Raw genomic sequence first — 12,126 nt, forward strand, 5'->3', positions numbered from 1 at the left:
GGTGACCGTAAGCCCCAGGTGGCACGGACGTCCTACTCAAGGGGTACACGGCGCCCTCGTCCCCCACCAGGCCCTCGTCCTCGCGCGGCTGGCCAGACGCTCCGGACCACCAGACGAGACCCGGGCTCACCACTGCAACCAAACGCACCATGCGCACTCCCCCACCGCAACGACAGGTGACGGAGGTCAGGAGATCCAGCACGAATCCGACACCCGGTACGGCAACGGGGCCGGCCCCGGTCAGGGCCGACCCCGTTGGCCAGGTCGCTACGCCGATGCCTCGGCGGGCATCACGCGTCGAAGCGCGACTCGGCAACTCCGCAAGTCGTCGCGTTCGTAAGGGCTCTGCGCCCCGCCGCTCACGCCTTGTCGGGAGTGGTCGAAGTCAGCCGCAGTGAGATCGAGTTGATGCAGTACCGCTGGTCCGTCGGGGTCGGGTAACCCTCACCCTCGAAGACGTGGCCGAGGTGGGAGCCGCACGTGGCGCAGCGGACCTCGGTGCGGAGCATGCCGTGGCTGCGGTCCTCCAGGAGCTCGACGGCGGTGGTGTCCTTGGGGTCGTAGAAGGACGGCCAGCCGCAGTGGCTCTCGAACTTGGTGTCCGAGCGGAAGAGTTCGGCGCCGCAGGCGCGGCAGGAGTAGACGCCGGTGGTCTTGGTGTCGGTGTACTCGCCGACGAAGGCGGGCTCGGTGCCGCCCTGGCGGAGGACGTGGTACTCGGCCGGGGTCAGCTCGGCGCGCCACTGCTCGTCGGGCTTGTCGATCTCGTACGTCATCGGGGGCTCCTCAGCTCATGCGCCCAGGCGGGACAGGATGGCGGGGCCGAGGTCGGTCACGTCGCCCGCGCCCATGGTGAGAACAAGGTCGCCGGGCCGGGTCATTCCGGCGATGAGGTCCGGGATCGCGCCCTTGTCGGCCTCGGGGGTGGCCTGGGCGCCGGCGGCCAGCGCGGAGTCGGTGATCAGGGCGCTGGTGATGCCGGGGATCGGGTCCTCGCGGGCCGGGTAGATGTCCAGGACGACGGAGGCGTCGGCCAGGGCGAGGGCCTGGCCCATCTCGGTGCCCAGCTCCTGGGTGCGGGAGTACAGGTGCGGCTGGAAGACCACGAGGATGCGGCCGCCGGTCTCCTCGATGGCGCCGCGGATGGCCTCCAGGTCGGCGGTCATCTCGGTGGGGTGGTGGGCGTAGGAGTCGATGACCTGGACGCCGGCGGCCTCGCCCTTGAGCTGGAGGCGGCGCTTGACGCCGGTGTACTTGCCGAGGGCGTCGGCGAGCTGGTGCGGCGGGAGGTCGAGGGCGACTCCGGCGGCCAGCGCGGCGACGGCGTTGTGGGCGTAGTGCCGGCCGGGGACGGAGACGGTGAAGGTGAGGATCTTGCCGCTGGTGAGGGTCACGGTGACGTCGCTGGCCAGGCCGTGCGGGGTGACCTGGAGGACGCGGACGTCGGCGTCCTTGGACTCGCCGTAGGTGACGACCTCGATGTCGTCGCGGCCGAGCCGGGAGGTGAGCTCGCGGGCGCCGGGGTGGTCGGCGGAGACGACCAGGGTGCCGCCGGGGCGGATGCGGCCGACGAAGGTCTCGAAGGAGGCGTAGATCTCGTCCATCGAGGCGTAGTTGGCGTGGTGGTCCAGCTCCACGTTGAGGATGATGGCGACCTCGGGAGCGTACTTGTGGAAGCTGCGGTCGCTCTCGTCGGCCTCGGCGACGAAGATCTGGCCGCTGCCGTGCTCGGCGTTGGAACCGGGGGCGTCGAGGTCGCCGCCGATGGCGTACGACGGCTTGAGGCCGAGGGCGCCGAGGGAGACGGCGAGCATCGACGTGGTGGTGGTCTTGCCGTGCGTGCCGGCGACCGCGATCGGGCGCAGGCCGTCCATGAGGGCGGCGAGGGCGTCGGAGCGGTGGACGACGGGGATGCCGCGCTGCTCGGCGGCGGCCAGCTCGGGGTTGTCGGCGCGGATCGCGGAGGAGACCACGACGCTGGTGGCGTCCGCCGCCAGGTGCTCGGTGGCGTGCCCGATGTGGACGGTGGCGCCGAGGTCGCGCAGGGCCTGGGCGGTCGCGGAGTCCTTGGCGTCGCTGCCCGCCACCTCGGCACCGCGCTGCGCGAGGATCTTGGCGATGCCCGACATGCCGGCGCCGCCGATGCCGATGAAGTGCGGCCGTTCCATCGAGGCTGGGATGGCGGGTGCCATGGGTGCGTCTCCCTGATCGTCGAGCGTGGCGTGCGGGTGGTGCGGTCGTGCGTCGTGCGGTGTCGTGCGGTGTCGTGCGGCCGAGACGTCGTCTCGCGGTGCGAAAGGTTCGCACGCTGCGGACGATTCTCGCACCCGGCACCGACAGCGCCGGTCCGCGACCCCGCGGCGGGGCCTGCCACGGCCGTCGGCCCGGGGCGCTCAGCGGCGGATCAGGCCCTGGGTGGTGGCGGCGGCGACCGCCGCGGTACGGGAGTCGACGCCCAGCTTGGCGTAGATGTGCACGAGGTGGGACTTCACGGTCGCCTGGCTGAGGAAGAGCTGCTTGCTGATCGCCGCGTTGGACAGGCCGTCGGCGACGAGCTGGAGGACCTCGGTCTCGCGTCGGGAGAGGGCGGTGGCGGGCGTCCGCATCCGGTCCATCAGGCGGAGCGCGACGGTGGGGGCGAGCGCGGACTTGCCGGCCGCGGCGGTCCGCACCGCGGCGGCCAGTTCCTCGGGCGGGGCGTCTTTGAGGAGGTAGCCGGTGGCGCCGGCCTCGATGGCGGCGAGGATGTCGGCGTCGCTGTCGTAGGTGGTGAGGATCAGTACGCGGGGCGCCCCTGGGCGGGCGGTGATCTCCGCGGTGGCCCGGGACCCCAGCATCCGGCCGCCGAACTGGAGGTCCATGAGGACCACGTCGACGTCCAACTGGGCCGCCAGTTCCACGGCCTCCTCACAGGTCGGGACGTCGGCGGCGATCTCGAAGTCCGGCTCGGTCTCCAGGACGGCGCGGAGCCCGGCCCGTACGACGGGGTGGTCGTCGGCGAGCAGCAGCCGGACGGGCGTGGCGGGTGCGGTCACGGGGCGGCCCCCTGGGCGGTCTCGGGGACGGCGGACGGGTCGGGGAGGGGCAGGGTGACGGCGAGGGCGGTGCCCTCCCCGGGGGCGGACTCGACGGCGAGGGTGCCGTGGAGGGCGCGGGCCCGGGCGCGCATCGCGGCCAGTCCGAAGCCGGAGCCGCCGGCCGCCGCGGAGCCCGGCGGCGGCACCTGGGCGGGCACGAACCCGCTGCCGTCGTCGACGACGTCCAGGGCGACCTCGGTGTCCATGTAGCTGAGGGTCAGCTCGACGCGGTCGGCGGCGGCGTGCTGGACGGTGTTGGCGAGCGCGGACTGGGCGATGCGCAGCAGGGCGACCTCGTGCGGGGTGGGCAGCGCGGCGGGGACGCCGGAGACCTGGCAGTGCACCGCGAGCCCGGAGCTGCGGGCGGTGGCGGCGCACAGCCGCTCCAGAGCGGCCGGCAGCGAGCCGGCCTCCAGGTCGGGCGGGCTGAGGGCGCGGACGAAGCGGCGCGCCTCGGCGAGGTTGTCGACGGCCGCGGTGCGGGCCTGCCGGATGTGGCCGAGGGCGGTCTCCGGACGCTCCGGTACGGCGCGCTCGGCGGCCCGGAGCAGCAGCTGGATGCTGGAGAGGCCCTGGGCGAGGGTGTCGTGGATCTCGCGGGCCAGCCGCTCCCGTTCGGCGAGGACGCCGGCGGCCCGTTCCGCGGCGGCCAGTTCACTGCGGGCCTCGGTGAGCTCCTCTATGAGGCGGCGGCGCTGCTCGCTCTCCTGGTAGAGGGCCTGGTAGCCGAAGACGACGGCGACCGCGACCGCGGCGCCCAGGGCGGGGCCGATGACCGTGCCGACACTGAGGGTGTGGGTGTGCCAGCCGAACCCGGCGATGGCGGCGACCGTACTGGCCACGACGGCGGGCAGCGCCCAACGGGGCGGCAGCAGATGCAGTTCGACGAAGAAGAGCGGGAAGGCCAGCCAGACACCGTCCGGGGTGAGCGCCAGCAGCACCAGCCAGACCGCGGCCACGGCCGCGAGCCAGAGGGCCGCGGCGCGCGAGGAGCTGCGCACCCGGGGCAGCGAGGGCCCCAGGACGTAGAGCGCCAGGAGGACCGCCGCGGTGGCGAGCACGGCCGGGGCGGCGGGCGCGCCGTCGGCGAGGGCGCGTACGGCGGCGAGCGCGAGCAGTGCGGCCACCATCAGATGGAGGCACAGGCGCAGCACGCGCAGTACGGGGGTGAGGGAGTGGTCGGTCCTGGCTTGTTCGGTCACAGCCTCCTCAGGCTACGGGCCGGCGGGGGCCCGGGCATCAATCGAAAGGTGGAGCGCGGGCAGCCGAAGGTGGAGGCCGGAGCGCATCTTTCGGCTGCCGTGAACCACTCCCGGGCGCGATGCCGCGCACCCCTGTGAAGGGCGACGGTGGGGGCGAACCGCCGGGCAGTGGGCCCGGCTCCGATCCGAGGATGGCCACGCCGGTGTTCGTCGCCTTGAGAGACCTGAGATTCGCCCGGGGCCGGTTCGCCCTGATGGGGACCGTCGTCACCCTGATCACGGTGTTGGTGGGGCTGCTGTCCGGCCTGACGGCGGGGCTGGGCCGGGAGAACACCTCGGCGATCACCGCGCTGCCCGCCGACCACCTGGTCTTCGCCGCCCCGGCCGGGGACGGCGGACCGTCGTTCACCGACTCCCGGCTGTCGGAGCAGACCGTGCGCCAGTGGGCACGGGTGCCCGGTGTACGGAGCGCGGACCCGTTGGGGATCGCCACCACCAAGGCCGAGGGGGCCGGCGGGAAGTCCGCGGCGGTGTCGGTGTTCGGGGTGCGGCCCGGTTCGCGGCTGGCGCCGTCCTCCGGGCCGGCCGGTGACGGCACGGTGGTGCTGTCGGAGAAGGCCGCGGGGAAGCTCGGCGTACGGGCCGGTGACCGGGTCGTCCTGGGCGGCCGGAAGGTCGCGGTGGCGGCGGTGTCGGGCGCGGCGATGTACAGCCACACACCGGTGGTGTGGGCCTCGCTCGGCGACTGGCAGCGCTTGTCCGGGGGCCACGGCGGCGCGGACTCCGGGGGCGCGACCGTCCTCGCCCTGTCCACCACCGGGACGGACGGCCTGGCCGCCGCGGACCGGCGGCTCGGCACCCGGACGGTGGCCTCCGCCGACGCCCTCCAGGCGATCGGTTCCTACTCCGCCGAGAACGGCTCGCTCCAGCTCATGCGCGGCTTCCTGTTCGCCATCTCCGCGCTGGTCATCGGGGCGTTCTTCACGGTCTGGACGATCCAGCGCAGCGGCGATGTCGCCGTCCTCAAGGCGCTCGGCGCCTCGACCCGCTATCTGCTGCGGGACGCGCTCGGCCAGGCCGTCGTCCTGTTGGTGGCCGGTACCGGCCTGGGGACCGCCGCGGCCGCCGCCGTGGGCGCCGCGGTGGGCGGCACCGTGCCGTTCGTCCTCGACACCTCCACCGTGCTGGTCCCGGCCCTGATCATGATCGCGCTGGGTGCCGTGGGCGCCGCGCTGGCCATCCGCCGCCTCACCTCCGTCGACCCGCTGACCGCCCTGGGAAGTGCCCGATGAGCCTCGAACTGACCGACGTCACCCTCACCTACCCCGACGGCGACGCCCGGCTGACCGCGCTGGACGCGGTGTCGCTGACCGTGCCCGCCGGCACCCTCACGGCGGTCGTCGGACCGTCCGGGTCCGGCAAGTCCAGTCTGCTGGCGGTCGCCGCGACGCTGATCCGGCCGGACCGCGGACAGGTGGTGATCGACGGGACGGACACCGCGGGGCTGACCCGCGCCGCACTCGCCGCGCTGCGCCGGACCACCATCGGGACGGTCTTCCAGCAGCCGAACCTGCTGCCGTCGCTGACCGCCGCCGAGCAGCTCCAGGTGATGGCCCACCTGGCGGGCCGCCCACCCCGTTCGGCGCGGTCCCGGGCGCGGGAGCTGCTGGCGGCGGTGGGCCTTGAAAGGCAGGCGGACCGGCGGCCGCACCAGTTGTCGGGCGGCCAGCGGCAGCGGGTGAACATCGCCCGGGCGCTGATGAACGAGCCCGCGGTGCTGCTGGTGGACGAGCCGACCAGCGCGCTGGACCACGAGCGGGGCGCGGCGGTGCTGGAGCTGCTGACCGACCTCACTCACCAGCGCGGCACCGCGACGGTGCTGGTCACCCACGACCGCTCCCATCTGGACGCGGTGGACGCGGTGGCGGAAGTCCTGGACGGCCGGCTGTCCTTGGGGACGGGCGCGGGGGTGTGAGCCTCCTACGGGACGGGCGGGGCACCGGCCCGTCCCGTATGCCTGGCGCGCAGGCCCCGCATCCGTTCAGTCGTCGCGGTGGGAGAAAGTGGGGAAGAGGCTGGACTTCTCGGCCTTCCGGTCCTGCTGACGGCCGTGCGCTCCGGACTCGGAGTCGTCGGCTTCCGAGGCGGCCGGGCCCGCCGGGTCGGTGCCGCGCTTCTCGTCCCGGGTCCGGTCCTCGTTCCGGCCGCGCCTTCGTTCCGCGTCCGGTTCCCGCTGGTCCGCCATGACGGCCCCTTTCCTCGTTGCGCCGGTCCTCGACTGTGCTGGATTCGGCCCGCTGTGGGCCGCTTCCTGACCAGGAACGCACCGATTCAGGACGGCGGTGAGCTAGAGGTGACCCGTTCGGGTGGAGAGTCGGCGCAAGCTTGACGCGCCGGTCGGAACGGGTCGTACCGGGGCCGCGGCTCAGCCGCCGTTGGACGCCTGCGGCTGCTCGTCGGCGGCGTGCGAGAACAGCTTGAGGACGGGAACGCCGACCTTGTGGCGGGCCCTGGAGGCCCAGTCCCGGTGGAAGAACTCCTCGACGAAGTGCGGGGTGGTCAGCACGATCACCTCGTCCGCGCCGGTCTCGTCGACGACCGACTTCAGCAGGTCCAGCGGGTGGTCCTCGACCACCTGCCCCACCGCCTCCGCGCCGGCGGCACGCAGCGCCTGGAGGCTGTGGGCGAGCCCCTGCTCCGCGGGGAGCACGGCGTTCACCCCGCCGGGCTCCTCGCCCTCCCGCACGGCGTCCTCGAACTCCCCGAGCGCGACGTCGTCGATGGCTCGCAGCAGGACGTCCTGCTTGCCGCGCGGCTGCATGAGGACCACGAAGGAGACCCGGTCGTCACCGTGCAGAGTGGTGACGAACTCCACGTCGGCGGGCGCCAGCGGCTTCTCGATCATCAATACGCTCGTGAACACGACGGACGCCCTTCTTCTCTTCCAAGCACCTTATTCCCGGGTGCCCACAGAAACCATCCTGCCCCGTCACCACACGGGACCTGTCGGCTCTTAGTGTGCCCACCGGAAGCTAAGCGGAACAGATAGTTCCGCCGAAATCAGAGCCGGCGGTAACGGGTGAACAGGAACCCGGATTCCTCCAGCACCGACACCAGCGCGAACCGCTCGGGAACCGCAACGGCGGGCCCGTCCATGATCCGCTGTGCGCTGCCCACCGCCACCACCGGGGCCAGCGACAGGCACATCTCGTCCAGCGCCCCGGCCGCCGCGAACTGCCCCAGCAGCCGCGGCCCGCCCTCGGTGAGCAGCCGGGTGTGCCCCCGTGCGGCCAGCGCCCCCGCCACCCGTCCCGGGTCGACGCCCAGCCCCTCACCCGCGAACAGCACCTCCGCGCCGCCCGCACGGGCCGCGCGCACCCGCTCCTCGGGGGCGTCGGTGCCGGTCAGCACCACGGTGGGCACCAGCGGCTCGGTGAACAGCGGCAGCGTGAAGTCCAGCGCGAGGCCCGCGCTCACCACCGCAATGGCGGGGGCCGGGCCCTGCCCGGCAGCGGCCCGCCGGGCGGCGAACGCGGCCCGGGCGCGGGCCGGCCGGTAACCCTCCCGCCGGACCGTCTCCGCGCCGACCACGACCGCGTCCGACAGCGCCCGCAGCACCCCGAAGATCCGCATGTCGGCGGCCCCGGAGAGCGGCTGCGAACGCCCCTCGTGGTGGGCCGCGCCGTCCAGGGAGGACACCATGTTCGCCCGCAGCCAACCAGGACGGCCGACGCGCAGCGGGTCGTCCGCCTCCGGGTACGCATAGGCCGCGGCCAACTCGTCCAGGGTCCACTCGCGGTCGGTGCTCCCCTCGGGGCCGGCGGTCCGGTCGGCGCCCGGCAGGGCGTCCTCGGCGGCATCCGGGGCGGTCGGGAGGGGGAGGGGGAACAGGCGTCGCATGGGCGCAGTGTGACATGCCTCGCTCACCGGGCCGGGGGGTACCTCAGAGCCACTAGGCTGGACGGCTGTGTCACCTTCGCAGCCCTCGTCCTCCGCGCCCTCCCCGATAGCCACGCCCCCGGCCGACGGGGGCAAAGCCACCGCGCCCACCGCGCTGACCTCCCGCGCACCGCAGGTGCCGGCCGAGCGCCTGGTCGCCGAGATGGTGCCGCCGCCGCGCTTCCAGGGGGCCCGCTTCGACACCTACATCCCCCAGCCGGGACAGCCCAGCCAGGCCGAGGCCGTACAGACCCTGCGGACGTTCGCCGCGGGCATCGGCGGCGGCGCGGACGCCGACGGCGGCAAGCGCCGCTGGTTCTCCAGGGCACCGAAGAAGCCCGCCGCCCCCAAGGGCCCGCGCGGCGTCTACCTGGACGGCGGCTACGGCGTCGGCAAGACCCACCTGCTCGCCTCCCTCTGGCACGCGACCCCCGCGGCCCCCGAGCTCAAGGCGTTCGGCACCTTCGTCGAGCTGACCAACCTGGTCGGCGCGCTGGGCTTCCAGCAGACCGTGCGCACGCTCGGCGAGCACCGGCTGCTGTGCATCGACGAGTTCGAGCTGGACGACCCCGGCGACACCGTGCTGGTCTCCTCCCTCCTGGGCAAGCTGGTCGAGGCGGGCGTCGCCCTGGCCGCCACCTCCAACACGCTGCCCGGCAAGCTCGGCGAGGGCCGGTTCGCCGCCGCCGACTTCCTGCGCGAGATCCAGGGCCTGAGCTCCCACTTCCGCGCCCTGCGCATCGACGGTGAGGACTACCGCCACCGCGGCCTGCCCGAGGCGCCCGCGCCGTTCGACGACGAGACGGTGGTCCGCACGGCACACGACGCCCCCGGCGCCTCGCTGGACGACTTCCCCTCCCTCCTGGACCACCTGTCGAAGGTGCACCCCAGCCGGTACGGCGCGATGTGCGACGGCATCACGGCGGTCTGCCTCACCGACGTCCAGGCGGTGCCGGACCAGTCCACCGCGCTGCGCCTGGTGGTGCTCGCCGACCGGCTCTACGACCGGGAGGTGCCGGTGCTGGCCGCCGGGAAGCCCTTCGACGCGCTGTTCAGCGACGAGATGCTGCGCGGCGGCTACCGGAAGAAGTACTTCCGGGCGATATCGCGCCTGACCGCACTGGCCCGGGACGCCAAGACGCTGGTCGCGTAACCCGACAGCCGGCAACGGGCGGAGCCGGGCGCCGAGTTGTCAGATCTGGCACCGGCCTCCGGGGCGGTCGGCTCCCCCGCCCGCCTACGGGTGCGCGTGCGGCCTTCGGAAGGTCAGCCGCGGCGGCCGGCGAGGGCGCAGGCCAGGGCCGCGGCGGCGGCCGTGAGCGGCACCGCGACGGCGAGCGGCAGCCAGGGCACGGTGACCGTGCCGTGCTGGGAGCCGGTGACCATGCCGCTCAGCGCGGCGTTGGCGGGCGAGGCCCCCAGGACGAGGACCAGCAGCGCGGCGGCCAGCCCGGCCGGAACGCCCCAGCCGGGGCGGCGCAGCACCGGCCAGGAACACAGCGCACCGATCGCGGTGCCCAGCAGCAGACAGACCAGCGCGGTGAGCAGCCCGGCGCCGAGCGCGGGCAGCACCGGCACGGCGACCTGGTGATTGGTCGAGTGCGCGTCGGAGCGCAGGGTGACATACGCGGTGCCGGCGACCGCGAGGACGAGCGCGGCGCCGGCCGCGGCCAGCAGGGCGGCGCCGTGCGCCCGGCCGGGACCGGCGGCGGCCGCCGTACAACTACGCGCGGCCGGCGGCTCGTTGCTCGCACAGATCCGCGTCAGCCACACGGAGACCGGCAACAGCCCGCCGGCGGCATAGCCGTACGCGTCCAGGATCGGACCGCCGCCCTGGATACCGATGGCGAGGAACGCCGCGTAGGCCAGGAGCGGCGGCACCCACCGGTAGGAACCGGCGAGCAGCGCCGCCTGGTAGCGGACCAGGGCGGTCAAGGAGGCGGTCATGGGCGGGAGTTCTCTCCGGGGGCGAGGGCTTCGGTGCCGGGCGGCCCGGCGGCGGTGACGGCGCGGATGTGCCAGGGCGGGCGCGCGGTGAGCAGGGCGCGGAGCAGGGCGTCGGAGTGGGTGGCCGGGACCGTCAGCCGGTAGGTGGAGGTGCCGTCGGGGCCGGGGGCGATCTCCGGGGAGCCGGGGAGGCCGGCCGGCGGCGGGGTGCCCGGCGGGCCCTCCGCCTCGATGACGGTCCGCGGGCGCGCGTCGTCCGCCGCGTCGTCCCTCACCTCGGCGGTGGGCCCGGGGTCCTGGGGGAGCAGCCGTCCGTCCGCGACGCGGTAGCGGGCGTCCGCGGCCCCGGCCAGTCGGCGCGGGTCGTGGTCGACGAAGACGACGGTGCCGCCGGCGGCGACCCGTTCGGCGACCGCGCGGTCGAGGAGATCCCGGGCGGCCGGGTCCAGGCCCGTCCACGCCTCGTCCAGGACGAGGAGTTCGGGCTCGGCGAGCAGGGCCTGAGCGACCGCGACCTTCTGGCTCGTCCCCTTGGACAGCTCAGCCAGCGGGGTGCGGGCGTGCCCGGCGGCGCCGAAGCGTTCGAGCCACTCGGCCGCCCGGCGGGCCGCCTCCGGCGTCCGCAGACCGTGGATGCGGCCGAGGTGGGTGAGGTACCCGGCGGCGGTGAACGGCAGGGCGGGCGGGAAGCGTTCGGGAACGTAGGCGGTGCGCGGGCGTCCGGCGATCCGCCCGACGGTGGGCCGGTCGATACCGGCGAGCAGCCTCAACAGGGTTGATTTCCCGCTGCCGTTGGTCCCCTCGATGCGCAGCAGCGCGCCCGACGGCACATCCAGCCGCACCTCGCGCAGCACCCAGGGCCCGCGCAGTCCGTAGCGCCGCCCGACCCCGTCCAGCCGCATCCGCTGCCCCGTCTGCCGCGGCATCGGCCACACCTCCCCCATCGGCGTGCTTCCCCGTTCGGCGCCGACGATAGCCGGGCGCGGGGCGGGGCGGGGTGCCGAGGACGGGAGCGGCGACTGCGGCGGCCGTGCACCACCGCGCGACCACGGGCGGTCGCAGGCAGGCACCGGCGGGCGCGGGGCGCTGTCAGTGGTGGCTGGCAGACTGGGCGGCGTGACCAGTACCGAGACCACCGACCGGCCCGGCGAGCAGCGTCAGCACGGCCCGCACGGCCGGGCCCCCGAGGCACGGACCGACGGCGCACGGCCCGACGCGCAGCAGGGCGTCCGCGAGGAAGACCAGGAGCGCGCGGAGACCGCACCGGAGTACGTACTGCCGCTCGTGGTGCGCCTGGAGCGGGACGCACCGCCGGCGCGCACCGACGCGCTGGAGGCGGCGGCGCGGGCGGTGCTGGTGCTGCTCTCCGACGAGCGGGCCACCGGGGCCGGCGCATGGGCCCAGGTGGTGCGGGACTGGCAGGACCACCGGATTCGGAAGGTGGTGCGGCGGGCGCGCGGCGCGGAGTGGCGGCGCGCCGCGGCACTGCCCGGCATCACGGTCACCGGCCGGGAGGCCGAGGTGCGGGTGTTCCCGCCGGTGCCGCTGGACGGCTGGCCCAAGGACCTGGCGCGGCTCCAGGTCTCCGGCACGGAGCTGGACGATCCGCAGGAGCCCGGGGAGCCGGCGGCCGGCGCTCCGGTGCTGTGGATCAACCCGGGGCTGGAGATGACCGCGGGCAAGGCGATGGCACAGGTCGGGCACGGTGCCCAGCTGGCGTGGTGGGAGCTGTCCGCGGCGGACCGGGACGCCTGGCGCGCGGCCGGCTTCCCGCTGACCGTGCGGACGGCGGAGCCCGCGGCCTGGGCGGCGCTGATCGACAGCGGCCTGCCGGTGGTCCGGGACGCCGGGTTCACCGAGATCGCCCCCGGGGAAACCGTCGTCGCCGAGGGCGGCGAGCGCTACTGCCCGCTCCCGCGCCTGCGACAGCCGTAGACAGACCGCGGAAGCGCTGCCGCGCC

13 protein-coding genes are annotated in these 12,126 nt (G+C 74.7%); 4 read left to right on the forward strand and 9 right to left on the reverse strand.

The annotated features are described in order from the left end of the window. Nucleotides 1-359: 359 nt before the first annotated feature. The 4 genes from msrB to ACIQE0_RS33500 form a co-directional block, all read right to left on the reverse strand. Nucleotides 360-776: a peptide-methionine (R)-S-oxide reductase MsrB gene (gene msrB, locus ACIQE0_RS33485; protein ID WP_402339022.1), complete on the reverse strand. Its 417-nt coding sequence runs from the start codon at nucleotides 774-776 to the stop codon at nucleotides 360-362. A 15-nt stretch (nucleotides 777-791) separates the two neighbouring features. Continuing rightward, entirely contained in the window at nucleotides 792-2,192 is a 1,401-nt protein-coding gene (murC, locus tag ACIQE0_RS33490; RefSeq protein ID WP_402339024.1) for a UDP-N-acetylmuramate--L-alanine ligase, read from the reverse strand. A gap of 201 nt (nucleotides 2,193-2,393) precedes the next feature. After that, a complete protein-coding gene (locus tag ACIQE0_RS33495; protein WP_366338604.1) occupies nucleotides 2,394-3,035 on the reverse strand; it encodes a response regulator transcription factor in 642 nt (213 codons plus the stop codon). Then, nucleotides 3,032-4,279 carry a sensor histidine kinase gene (locus ACIQE0_RS33500; RefSeq protein WP_402339026.1) on the reverse strand — a complete coding sequence of 416 codons (1,248 nt, stop codon included), beginning with the start codon at nucleotides 4,277-4,279 and terminating at the stop codon, nucleotides 3,032-3,034. The genes ACIQE0_RS33495 and ACIQE0_RS33500 overlap by 4 nt, the downstream gene beginning before the upstream one ends. Nucleotides 4,280-4,482: 203 nt before the next feature. Between ACIQE0_RS33500 and ACIQE0_RS33505 the strand changes: the two genes are divergently transcribed. Both ACIQE0_RS33505 and ACIQE0_RS33510 read left to right on the forward strand, forming a co-directional pair. Then, on the forward strand, nucleotides 4,483-5,571 hold the full coding sequence (locus tag ACIQE0_RS33505; RefSeq protein ID WP_366338640.1) for an FtsX-like permease family protein: 1,089 nt from the start codon (nucleotides 4,483-4,485) through the stop codon (nucleotides 5,569-5,571). Then, nucleotides 5,568-6,254: an ABC transporter ATP-binding protein gene (locus ACIQE0_RS33510; RefSeq protein WP_402339028.1), complete on the forward strand. Its 687-nt coding sequence runs from the start codon at nucleotides 5,568-5,570 to the stop codon at nucleotides 6,252-6,254. Before ACIQE0_RS33505 ends, ACIQE0_RS33510 begins: the two co-directional genes overlap by 4 nt. Before the next feature lie 66 nt (nucleotides 6,255-6,320). Here ACIQE0_RS33510 and ACIQE0_RS33515 read toward each other — a convergent pair whose 3' ends face one another. From ACIQE0_RS33515 to ACIQE0_RS33525, 3 genes are all read right to left on the reverse strand, one after another. After that, complete coding sequence (locus ACIQE0_RS33515) at nucleotides 6,321-6,524, reverse strand: hypothetical protein (RefSeq protein ID WP_402339030.1); 204 nt, start codon at nucleotides 6,522-6,524, stop codon at nucleotides 6,321-6,323. 180 nt (nucleotides 6,525-6,704) lie between these two features. Further along, complete coding sequence (locus ACIQE0_RS33520) at nucleotides 6,705-7,202, reverse strand: indole-3-glycerol phosphate synthase (protein ID WP_384102044.1); 498 nt, start codon at nucleotides 7,200-7,202, stop codon at nucleotides 6,705-6,707. A gap of 137 nt (nucleotides 7,203-7,339) precedes the next feature. Further along, on the reverse strand, nucleotides 7,340-8,179 hold the full coding sequence (locus ACIQE0_RS33525; RefSeq protein WP_402339032.1) for a pyrimidine reductase family protein: 840 nt from the start codon (nucleotides 8,177-8,179) through the stop codon (nucleotides 7,340-7,342). 67 nt (nucleotides 8,180-8,246) lie between these two features. Between ACIQE0_RS33525 and zapE the strand changes: the two genes are divergently transcribed. Continuing rightward, complete coding sequence (gene zapE, locus ACIQE0_RS33530) at nucleotides 8,247-9,371, forward strand: cell division protein ZapE (protein WP_402339034.1); 1,125 nt, start codon at nucleotides 8,247-8,249, stop codon at nucleotides 9,369-9,371. Nucleotides 9,372-9,484: 113 nt separating this feature from the next. Here the strand turns inward: zapE and ACIQE0_RS33535 are convergent, their stop codons facing one another. Both ACIQE0_RS33535 and ACIQE0_RS33540 read right to left on the reverse strand, forming a co-directional pair. Further along, nucleotides 9,485-10,165 (reverse strand): ABC transporter, encoded by a 681-nt coding sequence (locus ACIQE0_RS33535; RefSeq protein ID WP_402339036.1) that lies wholly within the window; start codon nucleotides 10,163-10,165, stop codon nucleotides 9,485-9,487. Further along, nucleotides 10,162-11,067, reverse strand: a complete 906-nt coding sequence (locus tag ACIQE0_RS33540) for an ATP-binding cassette domain-containing protein (protein WP_402339112.1) — start codon at nucleotides 11,065-11,067, stop codon at nucleotides 10,162-10,164. The genes ACIQE0_RS33535 and ACIQE0_RS33540 overlap by 4 nt, the downstream gene beginning before the upstream one ends. 214 nt (nucleotides 11,068-11,281) lie before the next feature. Between ACIQE0_RS33540 and ACIQE0_RS33545 the strand changes: the two genes are divergently transcribed. Continuing rightward, nucleotides 11,282-12,100, forward strand: a complete 819-nt coding sequence (locus ACIQE0_RS33545; protein WP_402339037.1) for a peptidyl-tRNA hydrolase — start codon at nucleotides 11,282-11,284, stop codon at nucleotides 12,098-12,100. Nucleotides 12,101-12,126 lie beyond the last annotated feature (26 nt).

This window comes from Streptomyces sp. NPDC093097 (genome assembly GCF_044754325.1).
Lineage (GTDB): Bacteria > Actinomycetota > Actinomycetes > Streptomycetales > Streptomycetaceae > Streptomyces.